21 protein-coding genes are annotated in these 22,208 nt (G+C 37.6%); 13 read left to right on the forward strand and 8 right to left on the reverse strand.

What is annotated here, in order from left to right:
- Nucleotides 1-39: 39 nt before the first annotated feature.
- Genes era through A6B45_RS03850 form a run of 4 tightly spaced genes read left to right on the forward strand, consistent with a single transcriptional unit; the run spans nt 40 to nt 3,309 of the window.
- Entirely contained in the window at nt 40-951 is a 912-nt protein-coding gene (era, locus tag A6B45_RS03835) for a GTPase Era (protein WP_011679560.1), read from the forward strand.
- A gap of 55 nt (nt 952-1,006) precedes the next feature.
- Nucleotides 1,007-1,786, forward strand: a complete 780-nt coding sequence (gene recO / locus A6B45_RS03840) for a DNA repair protein RecO (protein WP_072613422.1) — start codon at nt 1,007-1,009, stop codon at nt 1,784-1,786.
- 2 nt (nt 1,787-1,788) lie between these two features.
- Nucleotides 1,789-2,751, forward strand: a complete 963-nt coding sequence (locus tag A6B45_RS03845) for an asparaginase (RefSeq protein WP_072613423.1) — start codon at nt 1,789-1,791, stop codon at nt 2,749-2,751.
- A gap of 6 nt (nt 2,752-2,757) precedes the next feature.
- Entirely contained in the window at nt 2,758-3,309 is a 552-nt protein-coding gene (locus tag A6B45_RS03850) for a histidine phosphatase family protein (RefSeq protein ID WP_227005785.1), read from the forward strand.
- 29 nt (nt 3,310-3,338) lie between these two features.
- Here the strand turns inward: A6B45_RS03850 and A6B45_RS03855 are convergent, their stop codons facing one another.
- From A6B45_RS03855 to A6B45_RS03865, 3 genes are read right to left on the reverse strand one after another with little or no spacing between them, the layout of a single operon-like run.
- Nucleotides 3,339-4,694: an aspartate kinase gene (locus A6B45_RS03855; protein WP_072613424.1), complete on the reverse strand. Its 1,356-nt coding sequence runs from the start codon at nt 4,692-4,694 to the stop codon at nt 3,339-3,341.
- A gap of 31 nt (nt 4,695-4,725) precedes the next feature.
- Nucleotides 4,726-5,604, reverse strand: coding sequence for a homoserine kinase (gene thrB, locus A6B45_RS03860; RefSeq protein ID WP_072613425.1), 879 nt, complete (start codon nt 5,602-5,604; stop codon nt 4,726-4,728).
- On the reverse strand, nt 5,601-6,878 hold the full coding sequence (locus A6B45_RS03865; protein WP_072613426.1) for a homoserine dehydrogenase: 1,278 nt from the start codon (nt 6,876-6,878) through the stop codon (nt 5,601-5,603). The genes thrB and A6B45_RS03865 overlap by 4 nt, the downstream gene beginning before the upstream one ends.
- 124 nt (nt 6,879-7,002) lie before the next feature.
- Between A6B45_RS03865 and thrC the strand changes: the two genes are divergently transcribed.
- From thrC to A6B45_RS03895, 6 genes are all read left to right on the forward strand, one after another.
- Nucleotides 7,003-8,460, forward strand: a complete 1,458-nt coding sequence (gene thrC / locus A6B45_RS03870) for a threonine synthase (RefSeq protein WP_072613427.1) — start codon at nt 7,003-7,005, stop codon at nt 8,458-8,460.
- Nucleotides 8,461-8,554: 94 nt separating this feature from the next.
- On the forward strand, nt 8,555-9,787 hold the full coding sequence (glyA, locus tag A6B45_RS03875) for a serine hydroxymethyltransferase (protein ID WP_072613428.1): 1,233 nt from the start codon (nt 8,555-8,557) through the stop codon (nt 9,785-9,787).
- A 37-nt stretch (nt 9,788-9,824) separates the two neighbouring features.
- Entirely contained in the window at nt 9,825-10,364 is a 540-nt protein-coding gene (locus A6B45_RS03880; protein ID WP_072614473.1) for a 5-formyltetrahydrofolate cyclo-ligase, read from the forward strand.
- A 77-nt stretch (nt 10,365-10,441) separates the two neighbouring features.
- Nucleotides 10,442-11,731 carry an AMP-binding protein gene (locus A6B45_RS03885; protein WP_072613429.1) on the forward strand — a complete coding sequence of 430 codons (1,290 nt, stop codon included), beginning with the start codon at nt 10,442-10,444 and terminating at the stop codon, nt 11,729-11,731.
- The gene (locus A6B45_RS03890) at nt 11,728-12,876 is read left to right on the forward strand and encodes a thiolase family protein (RefSeq protein WP_072613430.1); all 1,149 of its coding nucleotides are present in this window, start codon (nt 11,728-11,730) and stop codon (nt 12,874-12,876) included. Before A6B45_RS03885 ends, A6B45_RS03890 begins: the two co-directional genes overlap by 4 nt.
- A gap of 113 nt (nt 12,877-12,989) precedes the next feature.
- Nucleotides 12,990-14,186 carry an SAM-dependent methyltransferase gene (locus A6B45_RS03895; protein ID WP_072613431.1) on the forward strand — a complete coding sequence of 399 codons (1,197 nt, stop codon included), beginning with the start codon at nt 12,990-12,992 and terminating at the stop codon, nt 14,184-14,186.
- Nucleotides 14,187-14,253: 67 nt separating this feature from the next.
- Here the strand turns inward: A6B45_RS03895 and A6B45_RS03900 are convergent, their stop codons facing one another.
- From A6B45_RS03900 to rbsR, 5 genes are all read right to left on the reverse strand, one after another.
- Nucleotides 14,254-15,087 carry an aldo/keto reductase gene (locus A6B45_RS03900; RefSeq protein WP_072613432.1) on the reverse strand — a complete coding sequence of 278 codons (834 nt, stop codon included), beginning with the start codon at nt 15,085-15,087 and terminating at the stop codon, nt 14,254-14,256.
- Between the two features lie 121 nt (nt 15,088-15,208).
- Entirely contained in the window at nt 15,209-16,126 is a 918-nt protein-coding gene (locus A6B45_RS03905) for a DMT family transporter (RefSeq protein ID WP_072613433.1), read from the reverse strand.
- Nucleotides 16,126-16,821 (reverse strand): ribose-5-phosphate isomerase RpiA, encoded by a 696-nt coding sequence (gene rpiA, locus A6B45_RS03910; protein ID WP_072613434.1) that lies wholly within the window; start codon nt 16,819-16,821, stop codon nt 16,126-16,128. The genes A6B45_RS03905 and rpiA overlap by 1 nt, the downstream gene beginning before the upstream one ends.
- A gap of 8 nt (nt 16,822-16,829) precedes the next feature.
- On the reverse strand, nt 16,830-17,771 hold the full coding sequence (gene rbsK, locus A6B45_RS03915; protein ID WP_072613435.1) for a ribokinase: 942 nt from the start codon (nt 17,769-17,771) through the stop codon (nt 16,830-16,832).
- Between the two features lie 111 nt (nt 17,772-17,882).
- Nucleotides 17,883-18,893 carry a ribose utilization transcriptional repressor RbsR gene (gene rbsR, locus A6B45_RS03920; protein WP_072613436.1) on the reverse strand — a complete coding sequence of 337 codons (1,011 nt, stop codon included), beginning with the start codon at nt 18,891-18,893 and terminating at the stop codon, nt 17,883-17,885.
- Nucleotides 18,894-19,046: 153 nt separating this feature from the next.
- Here rbsR and A6B45_RS03925 point away from each other — a divergent pair, with 153 nt between their 5' ends.
- The 3 genes from A6B45_RS03925 to A6B45_RS03935 are packed head-to-tail and all read left to right on the forward strand — an operon-like array spanning nt 19,047 to nt 22,194.
- Entirely contained in the window at nt 19,047-20,270 is a 1,224-nt protein-coding gene (locus A6B45_RS03925) for a NupC/NupG family nucleoside CNT transporter (protein WP_072613437.1), read from the forward strand.
- Nucleotides 20,271-20,300: 30 nt separating this feature from the next.
- A complete protein-coding gene (gene rihC / locus A6B45_RS03930; protein WP_072613438.1) occupies nt 20,301-21,233 on the forward strand; it encodes a ribonucleoside hydrolase RihC in 933 nt (310 codons plus the stop codon).
- A 1-nt stretch (nt 21,234) separates the two neighbouring features.
- On the forward strand, nt 21,235-22,194 hold the full coding sequence (locus A6B45_RS03935; protein ID WP_072613439.1) for a nucleoside hydrolase: 960 nt from the start codon (nt 21,235-21,237) through the stop codon (nt 22,192-22,194).
- The last annotated feature ends 14 nt before the right edge of the window (nt 22,195-22,208 follow it).

Genomic DNA, 22,208 nt, shown 5'->3' on the forward strand with positions numbered 1-22,208 from the left:
CATATACAGGAGAATGCGGTCAAAGGCCGTATATATATTATGACAGAATCTACTTTTAAATCAGGATTTGTGGCGATTATTGGTCGTCCAAATGTTGGTAAATCAACGCTTTTGAACCGCATTGTTGGCGAAAAAATTGCCATTATGTCAGATAAAGCGCAAACTACCCGTAATAAAATACAAGGCATTTATACAACGGATGATGCACAGGTTGTGTTCATTGATACCCCTGGTGTACATAAGCCACAAAATTCCCTCGGTGATTTTATGGTGAAGTCTGCATTTTCTGCGCTTCATGAGGCAGATGCAATCTGGTTTGTGGTAGATGCTTCAATGGCACGTGGTCGTGGTGACGATTTCATTATTGATCGGTTACAAGAAGTTAAAAATACGCCAATTTATTTACTAATTAACAAAGTTGATTTATTAGCGCCAAATGATTTGCTTGATGTTATTGCTAGCTATCAGAATGATGCACCTGAGTGGGCTGAAGTATTTCCCATTTCTGCCACAGAAGGTGATAATGTTCCAGAGTTGTTGGACAATATTGTGTCTCACCTGGATGAAGGGCCTCAATATTTCGACGCAGACCAATTAACGGATCACCCTGAACGTTTTGTTATTGGAGAATTAATTCGCGAAAAGGTATTGCAGTTAACACGTCAAGAGGTACCACATTCAGTTGCTGTCGTTATCGACAAAATTGCTCGTGAAAATGAAGAAAAAATTCATATTCAGGCATCGATTATTGTTGAACGACCAACACAGAAGAATATCATCATTGGTAAACAAGGTGCGATGATCAAAGATATTGGTACGAGGGCGCGTAAGGACATTGAACGTCTACTCGGTGACAAAGTTTTCCTTGAAACTTGGGTTAAGGTTGAGCCTCGCTGGCGTGACCGACCACAAGCTTTGCAAACATTAGGATACCGTCAAGAAGATTACTAAAATGATGCTGTGTTGTCATAAAAAAACTTTTGGCGATTGATTTAGTGGAGTCATTATGGCAATTATTCGTGGCATTGTATTATATACACGACAATATAAAGATAATGATTTATTAGTTCGCATACTAACGGAAACGTACGGCATGCGAACTTTTTTGGCGCGAGGTGCAAAGAAAGCTACTTCTAAACTCTCAGCTGGTACACAACCTTACACAATTATAACTTTTGATGGCGCTCTACCGAAACGAGAAACCGGACTAGGTTACATGAATGAAGTTCAAGATATAAAAGCATATTCACGGCTTATCGAAGATATCGAAGTAAATGCCTATGCTGCGCTGATTGCTAGTTTAATCGATGCCTCCTTTGAAGAAGGAGAAAAGATAACACGTTGGTATAATCAACTGTATGTTGCGTTACAGAAACTAGATGAGGGACTTGATCCTCAAATTATTGCTAATATTTTTGAAATTCAATTACTTGTTCCTCTAGGGGTAGCTCCAAACTTAAGAGCTGATCCGATTACAGGTCAAGTAGATGGAAAATTTGATTATTCTGAAAAGTATAATGGCATTATTTCAGAACAGCATTTTAATCTGGATGATCAGCGATTAATGCTTGATCAAAAAACTGTGTTTTATTTACGTCAATTTAGCGTCATTGATATGCGCCAAGTACATGACATCAAAATGTCAGCAATTACCAAACGTGGTTTGCAACGTGTAATTGATTATATTTATGAAAAACAAGTTGGTTTGAAGCCACGTGCAAAATCATTTATTGAGCAAATGCATTCGTGGCAAAATACGTTAGTTAATTTTAGAAGGAATAAGTAATCATGAAAAAAATTTTAGTTTTGCATACCGGTGGTACAATTTCTATGCATGAAGATGCTGATGGCGATGTAGAAACAGGAGCTGAAAATCCTTTAGTTCAAGCGAAGGTTACCTTTCCAAATATCGAACTAGAAGTTGAAAACATTTTTAATTTACCAAGCGAGCATATTGGTCCGTCTCACATGCTACAGTTACAAAAACGTATCTCTGAAGCCAAAAATGATTTTGATGGTGTTGTCATTACTCATGGTACTGATACCTTGGAAGAAACAGCATTCTTTCTGGACAGCACATTAAAAGTTTCGTTTCCTATTGTTATAACGGGAGCAATGCGTTCATCCAATGAACTTGGTTCAGATGGTTTGTACAATTATCAATCCGCGCTACGTGTTGCGGCAGATGATACATCCAAAAACCGTGGTGTGATAGTTGTGATGAATGATGAAATACATGCCGCTCGATTTGTAACTAAAACACACACTACTAATGTGGCAACGTTTGCGTCACCACTTAGTGGCACGATGGGGCTACTAACGAAACGACAAATTATTTATTTTTATGATCTGCCACAACGAGAAGTATTATCAGATGTGGATATTAACAAAAATATCCCTGTTTTAAAGGCGTATGCTGGCATGGATGGCCAATTATTGAAACTTTTGGCTGATGCTAATATTGACGGCATCATTATTGAAGCACTTGGCGCTGGTAATTTATCTCGTGAAGCAGCTCGCGGAGTAGAATATTTATTAGCAAAAAATACGCCAGTGGTCATTGTTTCAAGAAGCTTCAATGGTGTTGCCGCACCAGTATACGATTATTTAGGTGGTGGCGTTCAATTAGAGAAATCTGGCGCAATATTTGCGTCCAGTATTAATGGACCTAAAGCGCGATTAAAGCTGTTAATCGGACTATCAAACAATTTAAGTAAAGAACATCTGGAAACGTATTTACATGGTATTTAACACACTATGAAAAAAATCTATTTCGTGCGTCATAGCATCCGTGATGCTAAAATTAAAGATGATTATTCGGCACCATTAACGGCAGAAGGGAAGCAATTGGCCGATGATTTGGTGGGTTATTTTGTAGACAAAAATATTAAGGCTATCTATTCATCACCTTATCAGCGTGCGTTGCAGACTATTGAACCAACAGCAAACACACTGGGTATAGAAATTAATTTGAATGCCGCATTGCGCGAACGGCAAACTAATGACCAAATAGATTGGCAAAATCATTTAGAAAAGCTGTGGCAAAATTTTGATTTTAAAACAGATGGAGAAGAATCTTTATCAACTGTGCAACAAAGAATGAAAACAGCTTTTTATCATATTATTGATGAATCTTCTGGTGAAATAATTATTACAAGTCACGGGACGGCATTAAGTTTATTGTTCCACTACTTAACAAATGGTCATTTCAATTTTATGGACTGGCAAAAAATGAAAATGCCGGATGTATATATTGGCTTATTTGATCAAAATAATCAATGCATCAGTTTAACAAAAGAAGCGTATTAACTTAATAGTTAATACGCTTCTTTTTAATGTCATTTAAAAATATTTGTATAGATTGCTTCTACAGCACTATCAGATAAGTCAGGCTGAATTCCTAACATAATCGAAATTTCGCTGGCTCCTTGGTTAACCATTTGTAAACTGATATTACGCTCCTTAAGGGGCGCAACAATCTCTGTCAAGGCGCCGACACGATTACGCATTCCTTCACCAACAACCATAATAATACCGTAGCTTGGAATCCACTTTAATGTATCAGGTTTAATTTCAGCAGCAATATCGCTTAACATGTTATCAACTTGCTCTTGCGTTAACATTGTTTTATCAAAAATAATTGTCAAATCATCAATACCAGAAGGCATATGTTCGTAAGAAATATTGTGACGCTTCAAAATTTCAAGAATACGAAGAGTAAAACCAACTTGCTTATTCAATAAGTACCGATGTAAGTATAAGGCAGCAAAACGGTTGGAGTTAGCAATACCAGTTACAGGACGTGTTTGCTGAACTTCCGTAGGTGGAACAATAAATGTTCCAGGGGCATCGGGATCGTTGGTATTTTTGATGTTTATTCGAATACCACCTTGAATGGCTGGAATAATGGCTTCATCATGGAATACAGCAAAACCAGCATAAGACAACTCGCGCATTTCATCATATGTCATTTGTTGGATCGCTGCTGGATGTTCGACAATCGAAGGATTAACAGCGTAGATGGCGCTGACATCGGTAAAGTTTTCATATAAATCAGCTCGTAGTCCGCGCGCCATAATGGCACCAGTTATGTCTGAACCACCACGTGAAAATGTAGCCATATCGCCACTTCTGGTATAGCCAAAGAAGCCAGGGACAATGAGTCGTTCAGAAGTTGACAGATCTAACTCGCCGATTGTGGTATAAGAAGCGGTATCAAATGTTGCTGATCGCGCATTATCATTTACGAGCAAACCAATTTCTTTAGGATCCACAAAACGAGCTGGCATACCTAAGTGGTTAAAGATTTTAGCGATCAATTGCGCATTTAAATATTCGCCGTGAGCAGCGAATGCTGCATATAAATAATCAAATGATCGATAATGTTTTCTTGCTAGATGTTCAATTTGTTCGTCTAGGTCAGCTAGTTCATAATCTGGTAACTCAAAGAATTCACCAATAGAGTGATAGCGATGTTTAATCGTTTCAATAATTTCAGTGGTATCTTCGTCTGCAAGCGTAGCTTGCGCGTATGATAACAATAAATCGGTCACTTTCCGATCATCTTTGAATCGTTTACCGGGTGCTGAAACAACAACAACTTTTCGATCATCATCAGCACGAATGATATCGTAGACGCGTTGCAATTGTTGACCGTTAGCTAGTGAAGAACCACCAAATTTTGTAACTTTCATAATATGTAAGTGCTAGGAAGCACATATTCTCCTAATTGTTTTTTGTAATTTGTAAACCAGTATAATCTGGTTCTAGTAATAATAGTTTCCCTGGTAAAGCCATGTTTGTCAATGCTTTTAATAACTTAGTTGCATTATCTTTTGATACGAGGGTGATAACAGTCGGACCCGCACCAGAAAGATAGGTGCCGACGATTTCTAGTTGATGGGCTGTATCACGAATAATTTTTAGGTGTGGTGCTAAATGAGCACGAGCCTGTTCATGAAACTGGTCCTTTTCAATTAAGACACGAGCTGTATTGAAATCACCAGCGTTCAATGCTGCGGTTAAGGTATTACTGATTGCACTGGCAGCAACACTATCTTTAAATGTCATCTTAGCAGGCAATGCATTACGTGCTTCAGTTGTGAGCAGTTCATAATTCGGAATGAAGGTTATGAAATTAATGTCTTTTGGTAAACTCAACGGTGCATGATAGACTTGATTGCCATCGTAAAAGGCTGCTACACTACCTCCAAGTAACGCAGGAGCAACATTATCTGGATGACCTTCTAAAGCCGTTGCTTGCTTCAATAAAGCGTCATTACTCAATCGCAGATCGGCCAGAACGTTGGCCATTGCTAGACCAGCCAACAGCGCAGACGATGATGAACCCAGTCCGCGTGCAAGTGGGATATCAGATTTCACAACGATACGATGAGGGGTCAAGTTTGGGTCTAATAACAGTGCTGTTTTGACGATGAAGTTGTTAACATCGCTGGGCATATTTGCACCGTAATCATGAATCACTTGCCATTCGGATGTTTCTTCATACACTTCTAAGGTTAAATATAGTTTTAAGGCCACGCCAAGAGAATCAAAGCCAGGTCCAATATTGGCGCTAGTAGCTGGAACAGTTATTTTAATCATGAGAAAATTTTATACTCCGCTGCTAAATTAATGCCATCAGCATTTCGGATTGTTGTACGAATAACATTGAGCTGCGCATCAGAAGCAGCGTGTGTTAGAGCAACTAATCGAGCAAATCCATTTTTTGCGGGGGTTTGCTTTAAATCAGTAAAACTTATTTTTGCGGAAGCAAACATACCGGTTACGGAATACATTGCTCCTGGCGTGTCAGCTACTTCTACAACAATAAAACGTCTTGCCACGCGCTGTGAAGGTTTAGCTAAATCTAGGTCTTGATTAAAAGTATTAAATGGTCTTCCTGGAGTATTCAGCGCTAAATTGGTAGCGACATTTGTTAAATCACTTAATACCGAATTAGCAGTAGGCATTTCACCAGCGCCCGGACCATATAACATCACTTCACCAACAGACTCACCATTAACTAAAACGGCATTGTTTTCATTGTTAACGGTCGCTAAGGGATGATTGAATGAAACAAGGTGAGGGGCAACTTCAATACTGAGTGCATCGCCAACTCTTTGGGCAACACCAAGCAATTTGATTGCGTAGCCAAAACCATGTGCATCATTGATATCCGAATCTGTTAGGTTGGCAATGCCAGTAACAGTTACGTCATCCATAACAGGTTGCACACCAAATGAAAAGTTAGATAAAATAATTAACTTATATGCTGCGTCGAAACCTTCCACGTCATTTGTGGGGTCGGATTCAGCAAAACCTTTGTCTTGAGCTAATTTAAGTGCTTCTGCGTAGGTTAAACCATTGGCAGCCATTTGCGTTAGAATAAAATTACTTGTGCCGTTAATGATGCCGGCGACACGTGAAATCTCATCTGCTGTAAAACTGCTTGAAAGCGTGCGCAAAATAGGCACTCCACCGGCAACGGCAGCTTCATAATATAAATCAACACCATTCTGGTTGGCTAATTCAGCTAGCTCTTGTCCACGACTTGCGATTAAATCTTTGTTTGCCGTGACAACATGTTTTTTTGCCATAAGTGCGCGTTTGATAATATCGTATGCATAATCAACTCCACCCATGACTTCTACTACAATTTGTATGTCATCGTTACTTAAAATATCCTCAGGATTATCAGTAATTGGAAAATCTTGTGTGAAGCCTGTGCGCGGTTTATTAAGATTATGTACGACAGCATGACGTACGACCAAATGAGATCCCGTGCGTTGGGTAATTTGATTAGCGTTTTGTTGTAATATTTTTACGACACCACTACCAACTGTGCCGAGACCAAAAAGTCCGATGCCTATTTCCATGTGATATTCCCTTTTATTTTGAGTATTTTATATATCTTCTTCTTATGATTTTATCATTATAATATCTAAAAATAAACAAATTTGTTATAATTGGATAAATTATAAAAAAAGGAATATATTCATCATGAATTATGTATCAACACGTGGACAAGCACCTGCGGTTACTTCCAGTCAAGCAATTATAAACGGCATTGCACCAGATGGTGGGCTCTATGTTCCAGAAACGTGGCCTAAATTAAAATTAGATTGGAAAAATCTAAGCCAACAAAGTTATCAAGAAATCGCCACACAAGTCTTTGACGCTTTTTTTGATGATTTTACTGTGGAGGAAATTGACTATGTCATTTCAAAGTCATATGGTAATCAATGGGATTCCAAAAATATTGTAATGCTACACGATGAAGGCAGTCTTCATTATATTGAGCTCTTTCACGGACCAACACTGGCATTTAAAGATGTCGCTTTGCAAGCCTTACCACATTTACTCACAACAGCTGCTAAAAAACAATCTTTACAAGATAAAATTGTTATTTTAACAGCAACATCAGGCGATACGGGAACTGCAGCAATGAGTGGGTTTGCAAATGTCGAAAACACTGAAATTGTTGTCTTCTATCCAGAAGTAGGAGTCAGCGATATTCAGCGTCAACAAATGCAAACGGAAGAAGGACGTAATGCGCATGTTACATCAATTACTGGTAATTTTGATGATGCGCAAAAAGCTGTAAAGTCTATTCTGAGTGACGAATCTTTAATTAAAGAGCTCGCAGAAAAAGGCATGCGCTTTTCATCGGCTAATTCAATTAATATTGGTCGCTTGGTACCGCAAATTGTCTATTACATCTATTCCTACGCCCAGTTGGTGAAGAATGGTCAAGTAAAATCAGGTGAAGAAATTGATATTGTTGTTCCAACTGGTAATTTTGGGAATGTATTGGCTTCTTATTATGCTAGCCAACTTGGTTTGCCAGTGCATCAATTTGTCGTTGCATCAGATGAAAACAATGTGTTAACAGATTTCTTTAATACTGGTGAATATAATCGTCACCGCGACTTTAAAGTAACTAATTCACCAGCTATGGATATTTTGGTATCTAGCAACTTGGAACGTTTGTTATATTTTGCTAGTGATCGTAATTCAGAAGAGGTCAGTCAATATATGACTTCGTTATCTAAAAATGGCAAGTATACATTAACAGAATCAACGCGGAAAAATCTCCAGAAATTCACAGCTAAATTTGCAACACAAACTCAAGTTGTAGAAACAATAAAGAATGTATATCAGGAAACAGGTTATTTAATCGATCCACATACTGCAGTTGCTAGGTTTGTTTACGAGTCTGATAATTTGCAAACGTTACTTGCAGCTACTGCTAGTCCATACAAGTTCCCTCAAACTGTTTTGTCAGCCTTGAATGAAATAACAGTTGGCGGTGCAAAAGACTTAGAAAAATTGGCTGAGCAAACAAATACAAGTGTTCCAAAACAAGTTGCAACATTATTTGATAAAGATATTTTGCATACTAAAATTATTGATCCTACAACAATTCTGCAGTCTCTTAAAGACGAACTTTCATTGTGAGTTTGTGGTTATTGTTTAGCACATTATGTTTTTTTTGATTCAAATAGTGCCTTTTTTAATGTATAATTAGGCTATATCAACCAAGGAGAATCAAATGTCATATAAAGAATTAGATCCTATTGTCTGGAGTGCTATTCAACAGGAAGGTGCACGCCAAAACCGCACAATCGAGCTGATTGCCTCTGAAAACTTTACATCAAGAGCTGTACGCGCTGCACAAGGTTCGGTTTTAACCAATAAATATGCAGAAGGCTATCCATATAAACGTTATTATGGTGGAACTGAATATGTTGATGTTATTGAACAAGTAGCAATCGATCGTTTGAAGGCACTTTTTGGTGCAGAATATGCTAACGTTCAACCACATTCTGGATCTCAAGCAAATGCTGCTGCCTATATGGCCTTTTTGAAGCCAGGTGATAAAATATTAGGTATGAGCCTTGACGCCGGTGGACATTTGACACATGGAGCTAAAGTGAGTTTTTCTGGTAAGGTTTATGAATCACATACTTATGGATTAGATTCTGAAACAGAAACATTAGATTATGAAGCAATTGCCGAACAAGCTCGTGAAGTAAAGCCACAAATGATTGTGGCCGGTGCCTCTGCATATTCACGAATTATTGATTTTGATAAGTTCCGTGAGATTGCTGACGAAGTGGGTGCCTACTTAATGGTTGATATGGCACACATTGCTGGCCTGGTGGCTGCTGGATTACATCCTAATCCAGTAGGAATTGCAGATGTTGTGACATCAACAACTCATAAAACGTTGCGTGGACCACGTGGTGGGGTTATTTTGTCACAAGAAAAATACGCTAAACAACTTAATTCAGCCATTTTCCCAGGTTCGCAGGGTGGTCCATTAGAACACGTTATCGCAGGTAAAGCAATTGCTTTTGGTGAGGCCTTGCAACCGGAATTCAAGGATTACGCAAAACAAGTTATTAAAAATGCACAAGCAATGGCAAAAGTTTTCAACAATACTGATGACATTCGTGTTGTAGCTGGTGGAACAGATAATCATCTGTTTAATTTGGATTTAACTAAAACTGCCTTAAATGGTAAACAAACACAAGAATTACTGGATACAGTTTCGATTACCACAAACAAAGAAGCTTTACCTAATGAACAATTGAGTCCATTTGTAACTTCAGGCATTCGTATTGGAACTGCAGCCATAACAACTCGTGGTTTTGATGAAGTTGATGCAAGTCGAGTGGCTGAATTAATTGTCACAGCAATTCACAACTATGATGACGAAAAAGTACTTAAGCAAGTGAAACGCGATGCTGAAGCATTAGCGATGATTCATTTGTTTGATTGATTTAAAAGCTGGCTATGCCGGCTTTTTTGGTAAAAAAATGTATACAAAAAAAGAACTAAGACAGCAACAAAAAGTGGCATTAATGACTGAACCTGCTTCAAAACGTGAATTTGAAGAGAAAAAGCTCTATGAATTACTTTTTAAAAAAACAGAGTGGCAGACAGCTCAAACAATAGCAACTACACTGAGTACAGATTTTGAGTTAAATACGATGCCTATTATTGCTGAGGCTTGGGAGGAAAAGAAACGAGTTGTAGTACCAAAAATTATTAATCATCAAATGATATTTGTGGAAATTGATTCGAAAACACGTTATCAAGTTGGAAAGTTAAATATCAAAGAACCAATAAATAATAGTTCTCATCCCATTCAAGATATCGACTTAGTTATCGTTCCTGGATTAGCTTTTACAAAAAAGGGGCAACGACTAGGATTTGGAGCAGGCTATTATGACAAATTTTTGCAGCAGTACTCAGGAAAAACCGTAAGCTTAGCGTTGACTACTCAGCTCGTTGATGATTTGCCAATAGAAGTACATGATCAAGTAGTTCAAATGGTGATCAGTTTGTCGGAATGATAGTTTTTTATTCATTTAGTATAGTTGCGTTGATCTCTACTTTTTGTTAACCTTTTATAAAAAGAGGTTGACAAAAAATGGAGATTTTTAATTTTGACGAAATAGTATCCAAATTTGGCACAAAAACAGCAGTTGTTTCGGCTAATCAAAATTATAGCTATAATGACTTATCAAAATATGCTCAAGAGTTGGTAAAACAATATTCTTTAAAAAAGAAATACATTGTATTAGTCGGAAATTCAAGTGTATTATTTATTTGTCAATTTCTTGCTGTTCATTATGCCAAACGTACTCCAATAGTGATTAGTCAACATGACACAGATAAACTAGACAAAATACTCATTAATGTTGCGAATCAATGGCAATTCATAACAGATGTTGTGCCTACTGATGACTCTTTAGAGCATTTTGAGGAAGGTTTATTGTTTTGTGGTGCTACTTCCGGAACAACAGGACTTCCCAAAATGTATCAGAGAAATTGGCAATCTTGGCGAATAGGCTTTGAAATTTGTAATAAAATATATGAGCTAGAAGAATATCAAGGTATAACGACTACCAGCCCATTGACAACATCGCTAGGCATGCATACATTACTTCTTAGTTTATATTTTGGAAAAACGTTCTATACTTTTGATAAAGCAGACATTATTAAAAATAAAATGAAAACAATGCTTTTCACTGTGCCAACATATTTATCGCATGTGCCACAATTTAAACATACTTTTCAAAATATTAATGGAATTGTGTCATGTGGCGGTGAATTGACTAATCAGATTATATTAAAATGGAAAGAAAATCTTGGTGAAGTGAAATTATATGAACTTTATGGTTCTTCAGAAACTAGCTTAGTTGCTTGGCAGCGAGTTGATGGTGGTAAAAAGGAGTCTTGTGTTGGTCAGTTATTTCCTAATGTTAGTGTCAATTTTACAAAAGAGAAAACTTTAATGGTGAAGAGTCCCTATTTATTTAGTGGATATATTGGGGATGCTTTTCAAGCACCAGTCTTGATGGATGATGTTGGCACTATAAAAAACAATCAACTGTTTATTTATGCTCGAGAAAGCGATGTCATTAATCACGGTGGTAATAAAGTTTACCCAAGTGAAATTGAAGTAATTTTGCGAAAATATTTGAGTGATGTTGTTGTCTTCGGTGTTCCCAATCCTTCTTATGGTGAAAACATTATAGTGATGACAACAACAAATTTAATAAATATAGAAAAATTAAATAAAAATTTAGCTAACTTTCTTCCAAAATATAAAATACCATCAGAATATATTAGTGTTGAGCAAATTCCCGAAACAGCTAGTCATAAAATTTCTAGAAAAGAGCTAGTGTCTTTATATGAAAAGGGTACATATCAATGAAAAAAATACTTCCTAAAGCAACGATTGTCAGCGCTAAAAGGTTACCAATTGGAAAAGTGAACGGCATCTATGCAAATAAAACACCGGAAGAGCTTTTTTCACAGTTGTTTCAAAAGCAAGTGAAGTTAATACCAGGATTTTCAATAAAAAGTATTGATCAAATTCTAGTAGGCAATGTCACTAATTTAGGTGGTAATTTAGCTAGAAGATGTGCTATTGCTTCGGAAATTCCACTCTCAAAACCAGCCTACACAATTGATTGCCAGTGTGCTTCTGGACTGATGGCTGTTATTTCAGGTGTTCAAAGTATTTTGAGTGGTGATGCGCAAATTGTTTTAGCTGGTGGCGTTGAAAGCACTTCCAGGGCTAACATTGTATTAGATCGTCAAACAAATAAAATAATTAAAAGATTTCCAATGGTACCACAAGGTCAAATGGATTTAGATATGGGTATCATTGCAGAAAACATGAGTGAAAAATATCATGTTTCAAGAGTTAAGCAAGATGAATATGCCTTCAAAAGTCAACTTAAGGCTAAAAAAGCTGATGAACAAGAAACAATAAATCAAGAAATTGTACCGTTTGGTTTTGGTAAAAAGTTAATCACTAAAGATCAATGTCCTCGTTTTAATACTTCTATCGATCAGCTGGCTGAACTTAAAGCTGCTTTTCGACAAAACGGAACAGTGACAGCAGGAAATAGTTGTCCAATAAATGATGGTGCAGCCACGGTTATTTTAAAGAAATATAATAAAGTTGATGTCGCCCAAGGATACTATCTAGATCAAGCTACAGTGGGGGTTTTACCTGAAGAATTTATATTGGGTCCAGTATATGCTACTAAAAAGTTATTAAATAGGCATCACTTAACCATTTCCGATATTGATGTCGTTGAGCTTAACGAGGCATTTGCAGTACAAGGAATTTTATGTTGTGAACAGCTTGGTATATCAGAGAAACAGCTTAATCCATTAGGCGGAGCATTGGCCTATGGACATCCGTATGGTGCGACTGGTGCCATATTGGTGTCAAGGTTATTGAATAGTTTAAACCAAATTGAACGTCCTGCTTTGGGGCTTGTTACGTTGTGTGTGGCGGGTGGAATGGGTATGAGTGTCTTAATTGGAAACAAATATTGGCAGTGAAATTTATCTGATTAAATTATCACTTTTGTTAAGAATGTTGAGAAATACTTGCGATAGTTGACTTTTTTTAGATGTTTTCTTACAATACCAATATAGTAGGTAAAGGGGAAATTATGCTTGACAAGACGATTTATAAACAGATTTTTAAAGCTAGTTTCGACGCCCCAATCGACGTTGAATTTTGGGATGGGGAAAAGGTAAGTTACGGTCAAGGTGACCCAATTGCCACAATCATCCTTCATGAAGTCATACCGATCAAAGACATTATGGCTCATGCTTCGCTCACTTTTGGTGAAGCATACATGGATGGGAAAATTGAAATTAAAGGTAATCTACAACAATTGGTTAAGGTTGCGTATGATTCCAAAGAAAGCTTTTTGAATGGATCGAAGTTTTCTAAGCTTATTCCTAAACACTCACATTCGGAGAACAAGAGTAAGGCGGATGTACAGAGTCATTATGATATCGGTAATGATTTTTATAAAATGTGGTTGGATTCCACAATGACTTATTCTTGTGCTTACTTCGTTAGCGAAAAAGACACGCTTGAAGATGCACAATGGAACAAAGTACGCCATATTTTAAATAAACTTCATGCACAATCAGGTGAAACTTTATTAGACATCGGATGTGGCTGGGGGACATTACTGTTCACTGCAGCTAAAGAATACAACTTGGAAGCCACTGGTGTAACGCTTAGTCAACAACAATATGATTTTGTTTCTAATAAAATAAAAGAAGAGGGCCTAGAAGGTCGCGTTCATGTTTATCTAGAAGATTATCGAGAACTTAAAGATACTTATGACCATGTAACTTCTGTTGGTATGTTTGAACATGTTGGGAAAGAGAATTTAGGTGAATACTTTAAACAAGTAGATCATCTTTTGACAGAAAACGGCACAGCATTAATTCATGGTATCACTGGACAGCATAAGGGTGCAGGTGTTGATGCTTGGATCAATAAATACATTTTCCCAGGTGGTTATATTCCAAATATAGCGGAAAACGTGGGACACATTATTGATGCTTCTTTGCAGGTTGATGATATTGAGCCATTACGTCGTCATTATCAGAAAACATTGGAAATTTGGACGGCTAATTTCCACAAAGTTGAAGAGGAAGTTATTTCAAAATACGGCGAACGTTTTTACAGAATGTGGGATTTATATTTACAAGCTTGTGCGGCTTCCTTCGAATCAGGAAACATTGACGTTGTTCAATATTTGCTTACCAAGGGGCCTTCTGGTACAAATCTACCAATGACACGCTCGTATATTTATCATGCTGATGTTGCTAGCGGTGTGAAATAGCGTGTAATCTCGTTAAATTAGTAAAAAGCAGCCAACTATGATTAGGAGTTGACTGCTTTTTTATTGATTAAAATTCTTGATAAACTGCAGGATCTTGATTATTTATTCTGCCATCTGGTTTTGTTAGATCGTTGATACGTTGCATATCAGATGAACTAATTTCAAAATCAAAAAGATCTAGATTACCTTTTTGTCTTGCGTAACTGCTTGCTTTAGGAATAGGCAATACACCAAGAGATATTTCCCATTTCAACACGAGCTGACCAATATTTTTGTGGTATTTTTTAGCTAATTCAACTAAAACAGGGTCTTTCAAAAGGGCACTTGCACGCCCTAATGGGCTCCAAGCCTGTGTTAAAATATTTTGAGTGTTATTGTATTCACGCAATTCCTGCTGATTGAAATAAGGATGCAACTCAACTTGGTTAACAACTGGTAATATGTCTGTTTCTTTTTTTAAACGTTCAATATGTTCAGGTAGAAAATTGCAAACACCGATTGATTTAACAAGACCAAACTTTTGCGCCTGAATGAGTGTGTGCCAAGCTTCTAGATAATGATCATCAATTGGGTTGGGCCAATGTAATAGGTACAAGTCAAAGTAATCTAACTTACTTCGATACAAGGATTCTTGAATTAGATCAATTGAGTCTTGATAACTACTGTAATACTTCCCTGGAAGCTTTGAGGTGATGATTAATTCATCTCGATTGACATGCGATTGTTGTATAGCTTGTCCAACAGTACCTTCGTTCTGGTAATTAAAGGCTGTGTCAAATAGACGATAACCAGCATCAATTGCGGATAAAATTGATTGTGTTCCTGCAAAGCCATTTAATTTATATGTGCCGAAACCAATTTCTGGTAAGTGTTGACCGTCGCTTAGTTCATGAAATGTCATAAATATAGACCTACTTTCTTCGTACTATAATCTTATAGTAGGTCAAGAATTTAGGAGTTGCAAGAGAATGGTTTGTTCACTAGCAAACAAAAAAACATTATCCAAGTAATGTTTTTAAGTATTAGTATATTTTAATAATTAAAATGCCAATCAACATACCAATAACACCAATTATTTGATAGATAGAAATTGATTGCTGTTTTGACTGAAATAAACCAAATTGTTGAATAAGCATGGCGCCAATCATAACACCTAGTGTTGAAATACTAACCGTAAGACCTGGACCTAACGGTAGGATGAGAAGCGACATAAGGGTTACAAAAGCAGCACCAGCCAAACCAGCAAACCAAGTTTGTGACAGACGGATACCAATGCGCAAATGACGCCAATTGTTATTTTTCAAAAAAGCAAGCACAACCAATCCGATTATGAAGGCCCATAATGCGCTAACAATTGGGCTTTTGATGTAATGACCTAGCTGACCATTAAAGGTAGACTGCACAGTGCACAAAATACCAGCTCCAAAAGCCCAGAGACGATTTAGCATTTGTGATTTTGAGTGTTCACTACGTGCCAATTCTATAGCTGAGTGTCGAGCCGATAATACCACAGCAATATAAGTGCCAGCTAAAAGAATGATGATACCAATGATGCGAGTCACAGAAATCATAACAACTGTTGTATTAAACCATCCAAAGGTTTCAAAAAACATACCGGATAGAATTTGCCCTAATGTTGGAAACATGACTGTTTCCACAGACCCAATTTTTGGGAAAAGAATAATACAACTTGTAATGAATACCAACCCGAAAAGACCACCTGTTGTCATCCATATTGGTGCTGAGAAGATAAGCGCTATCTTTGAAAAGTCACCCAGAGTAATAGTCAGAATGAGCAATAAAAATGAACCAACAATATAGGCCATAAAACAAGCAACGAGGGGAGATTTGAGCAAAAAACTTAACTGCGCATTAACGGCATTTTGAGCGGCCAAAATTAAACCAGCTCCAATGGCAAGTGCAATATATATCATGTACATCAGTTTATCTCCATATGAGCTTGCTGTCGTTCTTTAATTTCTACCGTGTTATCGCCAATAATTATTCGATCACAAACATTTAAAAACAAACCGTGCTCGACAACGCCAACTTGGCTTTCAAGATATTCGGCGAGAGCATATGGATTGCTGATTGTGGTCATATGGCAATCAATAATGTAGTGACCAGCATCAGTGATAATGGGTTGGTTATTGCCCGGATGACGACGTAGCTTGGGAAATAAACCTTTATTGGCAAATTGTCGTAACAACTGACCGCTACCGTAGGGAATAACCTCTACGGGCAATGGGAACGCACCTAGTGTGTTGTGCACCTTACTGCGATCAACAATCCAGATATTTTCCTTTGAGTTTTTAGCCACTATTTTCTCCATCAGCAGGGCAGCCCCGCCACCTTTTATACCGTTAAGGTAGGAGTCGACTTCGTCTGCACCATCAACTGTAATGTCAATATGGTCAATGGCATCAATGTCGACAATTGGAATATTTAATTCTGCGCATCGCTGACTAGTAATTGTTGAAGTGGTCACACCGATGATGTTATATTGAGAAGCAGCTAAAGCATCTAGAAAATAAGAAACAGTTGAACCAGTTCCTAGTCCGACAATCATATCGGTCTGAATATAATTTAAAGCGGCGAGGGCCGCTTGCTTTTTTTGGAAATCTTTTTCATTCATGATAAGCCTCATTCCGTCATAGCCGCATTAGCGAGCAAACCAGCGTCAACGTCTTTTTTATTTGGAATCGAGGCTATTGCACCAGATCGGCTGACAGCTATTGAACTAGCAAGGCAACTACGTCGAATGACACTTGGTAGATTTGACAAGTTTTCGTCAATATTAGCTGAAAAAGTACCAATGAATGTGTCACCAGCAGCAGTAGTATCAACGGCATTTACCTTGAAAATAGGTAAAATATCGGCCGATTCATTGACATGATAGTAAACACCATCACTGCCAAGTGTAACCACTACGTTGGAAAAACCTACTTTATTTAATTTGGAAGTAAGTGATGCTAACGATGATTGTTTTGTGGTTGGCTCAGTGTGAGCTAGGGCAGCAGCTTCAGTTTCGTTTGGTATGATTAAATCAGTAGACGAAATAATATTTGAATCAAGATTTGAAGTAATAGGTGCAGGATTTAATATAGTTAGTACGCCATTTTCCTTAGCGATATTAAATCCAGCAACAATGGCTTCAGTAGGGACTTCAAGCTGTGCTACGATTACATCAGCATTAGCAATTATATTGCGCGCTTTTTCCACATCGGCGCTGGTTAAATTCATATTCGCGCCACCATATACCATAATCGTGTTATGTCCATCTGGCTCCAACATTATAGTGGCGGAACCAGTAAACTGGCTCTTTGTAAAAATGTAATCCGTTGAAATCCCTTCATCACTTAATAATTGTTTGAAGGCATGTCCACGGTCATCATCACCTACAGCACCAATCATTGTTACATCAGCTCCTTGACGAGCAGCTGCAACTGCCTGATTGGCACCTTTACCACCAAATGTACTTGCTTGATTGTTAACAGTGATGGTTTCTCCTTGGTTAGGTAATCTATCAATCATTTGAATAGTATCAATATTGAGACTACCGATAACAACAACCTTATTTTTCATAACGATTACTCCTTAAAATGTCAAAGTTGGTTAAACGTTTTACTAAATTAAGGGTTGACCACAGTGTACGTTATTTTAGAAATAATGTCAAGAAAAAACAACCATAATTTCTTAGTGGTTGCCTTTTGTATTTTTAACTGGCCCGGTCGATTCACGAATAACTAATTTAACATCGAAAAATTCGGTTTGCAGGGGGAGGTTAGGGTGATCGAGACGTCGGATAATCATTTTTAAAGCTGTTTCACCAATTTCCCAAACAGGTTGTGCTATGGTAGTTAATGTGGGAATCATAAATTCTGCATAGTCTGTATCATCATAACCAATGATGGAAATATCATCAGGTACTTTAATGTCTTGATAGGCCAACCCACGCAAAACGCCGATAGCCATTTCATCATTTAAAATGAATGCTGCTGTAGATTTACTTTGAATAAGTTGATGAACAGCTGCCAAACCGCCATGTTTTGACAAAGTAGTAGTAATGATTGTTTTTGGCGTTAAATTTGCTGTAGATAACGTGTCTAAGAAACCAGCTCGACGTTGCCGCATGTTATCGGTCAAATTATTTGGTAAAATTAAAGCGATATCTCGATGACCAAGAGACATTAAATGACTGGCTGCCATACTTCCGCCTGTAAATTCATTTGTTTGAACCATGTCATGTGCATTTATATCGGCGTTTTGATCAAGCACAAGATACGGTATATTACGTTTTTTTAAAAATGTATTAACCTCTGCCCGATTAGGAATGTGACGGCCAAAGACTAATGCTTCTACGCCACGCTCAACCAAGGAAAAAATTGCATCTTGTAAACTTTCATCGGTTGACCCTAGAAATACTAAATTAACATCGGATGGCGCACTAGCTTGCATGCTTTGAATAATGTCGGCAAAAAAAGGCATGCGGAAAGAAGGGACTATGATACCAATCAAGCGTTTGTGCCTGCCTTTAAGATTTCTTGCAGCGCTGTTAGGAACGTAGCCTAGCTCATCTCGTGCTTGAAGTACTTTTTCAGTCGTTGCCTCAGAAAATCGTTGGCCTTTGTTATTTAAAATTTGAGATACAGCAGCAATGGAAACGCCCGCTTTTTTGGCAACATCTTTTATTGAGATTTTGCGCATCACATTTTACTCCTTAGTTTAAAAACATTGTTCTTAAACTATTGTACCAGTAAAAAATAATTGAAAACGCTTCCATTTTCAAAAAGTTGGTGTTATAATGTTTTTGGTTAAACGTTTTACTGACTTGCATTTTGTTCAAGAGAGGAATAACTCATGTTTTTATTTGCTAATATTCTTGGTATTTTTGTTTTTATTGCCATTGCAGCTCTGTTTTCAAGGGATCGAAAAAATATTCAGTGGAAATCAGTCGGCATTGTGCTGGCATTAGAGATTTTGCTAGCCTGGTTTTTTACTCAATTCAAAGCCGGACAAATTGCTGTACAAGCTGCAGCTGATGGCTTCAATTGGCTTGTTTCTGTGGCAACACAAGGAATTGCATTTGCGTTGCCTGAATGGTTGACTTCCAATAATGGGGGCCCTAACTTTGTTACTTCTGCTTTGTTGCCAATTTTATTGGTTGTGCCCTTGTTTGATATCTTAACCTATATTGGTTTACTACCATGGCTGATTAAGTGGATTGGTAAGGGGCTCGCTTTTATAACTGGGCAACCAAAATTTGAAGCATTCTTTTCGATTGAAATGATGTTTTTAGGAAATACGGAAGTCTTGGCTGTTTCAAAAACACAACTAGATATGATGTCTGCGCGGAGAAACTTTACGCTCGCTATGATGTCGATGAGCTGTGTCACCTCGGCCATTATTGGTTCTTATACTCAAATGGTTCCTGGTAAATACGTTTTAACCGCCATCCCACTTAATATATTAGGTGCTATTATCATTGCTACGATTTTAAATCCCACTAAAGTGACGCCTGAAGAAGATGTTATCGTCAGTGTTGCATCAGATAACGGTAAAAAGGAGCCTTTCTTTTCATTCTTAGGCGATTCAATTCTTGGCGCTGGAAAGTTGATTTTAATTATTACGGCTACTGTTATTGCGTTTGTTTCTTTGGCTGCATTAATCAATCAGTTGTTCAGTTTAACTGGGCTACATTGGCTAACATTAGAAAATATCTTTGGCGTAATCATGTTTCCATTTGCATGGTTACTGGGATTTAATGTTCACGAGGCTTTCCAAATTGCGCAATACATGGGTACAAAATTGGTAACTAATGAGTTTGTTGTCATGGGTGAAGTTTCAAAGTCAATTATGGCCGGTAAGGGACTCTTTGCAAATGAACATGCACGTATTGTTTTGACGGTGTTCCTTACTAGTTTTGCTAACTTTGGAACCCTAGGCATGATTATTGGTTGTTTCAAAGGACTTGTCAGCAAAGAAAAAAATGATTATATTAGTGCACGAGTGCCGTACATGTTGTTGTCAGGGATATTAGTTTCATTACTGTCAGCTGCAACAGCAGGAATGTTCGTCTGGTAATCAAAAGAGAAATTCTTAAAAGGAGAAATGATGATACCTATAATTTTAGACATGGATCCAGGGATTGACGATGCAGTTGCTTTATCGATTGCCCTCAGCAATCCTAGCATTGATATCAAACTGTTAACAAGTGTTGCTGGAAATGTTAGTGTTGATAAAACAACCAATAATTTATTAAAGTTGACAACATTTTTTCATCAAACGCAAATTCCAGTTGCAAAAGGTGCCTCAGCACCATTGAAAAAAGATTTCTCTGATGCTGCTTATATTCATGGCGAATCGGGTATGCCTGGATATGATTTTCCTCAAGTGACAAAAGAAGCAATTAAATTAGATGCAGTTACTGCAATGGCCGAAGAACTGGAAGCAGCAATCGTGCCAATGACTATTGTTGCTACTGGGTCGTATACGAATATTGCAATGTTAATCCAAAAATATCCAAGTTTACTTCACAAGATTGAAAAATTTGTTTTGATGGGCGGCTCTTTGTCAGGCGGGAATGTGTCTTCAGTTGCAGAATTTAACGTGTTTACTGATCCAGATGCAGCCGATATTGTTTTCAAAAGTGGTGTGCCAATTGTTATGATTGGTCTTGATGTAACGCTCAAGGCGCTATTACCTTTTGAAACAATAGATGCCATTGGCAGTCAAGGGGAAGCAGGTGAAATGTTACAGAAAGTTATGACAGCTTATGGTGATACTGCAGAAGGTGGTAAGCCTATGCATGATGTCAATACAATTTGTTATCTATTAAATCCTGAATTTTATACAGTAAAAGATTACTGGATTGATATTATTGTTTCTGGACCGGCTGCGGGCGCCACGATTGCCGACACGCAAAATCGATGGTCAGAAGGACGATTGAATGCACAGGTGGCAGTTGATATTGACACAACAGCGTTTGAAAAGTGGTTTGTTGAACAAGTACCGAAAATGAATCAATATCGCAAAGAGGGAAATTAAAATGGCATCAACAAAAATGATTTTGGACTTGGATACTGGTGTTGATGATGCACTAGCTTTGGCTTTAGCTGTGTGTGATCCGCGAGTGGATTTAATTGGTGTGATCGCTTCTTATGGCAATACACTAATGAAAACTGCAGCACAAAATACATTAGATTTATTACATTTGCTACATGCTGACGAAGTACCGGTATACTTAGGTGAATCACATGCTTCTACAGTTAATGATTTTGAGGTAATGCCTATATCGAAAGCTATTCATGGTGACAATGGCGTAGGGAATATCCTATTAGAAAAATCGCCACGATCAATTGAAAAAGAAAGTGGCATTCAGTTCTTAATAAATATGGCTCATCAATACCAAGATGAATTAGTATATGTACCCACTGGGCCATTGACGAATTTAGCCAAAGCATTACAAATTGATCCAAAGATTGCAAAGTTGATTGGGAACACTACATTAATGGGTGGTGCTTTAACGGTTCCTGGCAATGTTACACCATTTACAGAGGCAAATATTAATCAGGACCCGCAGGCCGCAGATCAAGTATTTACTGCTCAAGAACACTTGACAATGGTAGGCTTAGATGTGACTCTCCGTACGCTACTGACAAAGGAACACACAAAAAAGTGGCGTGATTTAGGAACTAAAGCCGGTCAAACCTATGCTGATTTGATGGACTATTATATTGACGCTTATGATAATTTAGGTATTGACCATAGGGGAGCGGCCTTACATGATCCTTTAGCCGTTGCAGTAGCGATAGATCCAAGTTATGTTATGACAGTTTCATTAAATATGCGCGTGACTTACGATCAAAAAACGAAAGATTATGGCCGAACGATTGGCGATCGGGAGCGGTTACTTGAGCCGACAACAACAAAAGTGGCTGTTGGTGTAAAGTCTGAGCGCTTCGTACATGACTTCATGGATTTTATGATTGCAGTTTTAAAAAATTAATAAAGTAGAAAGAT

The sequence above is a fragment of the Leuconostoc suionicum genome (assembly GCF_001891125.1).
GTDB classification, from domain to species: domain Bacteria; phylum Bacillota; class Bacilli; order Lactobacillales; family Lactobacillaceae; genus Leuconostoc; species Leuconostoc suionicum.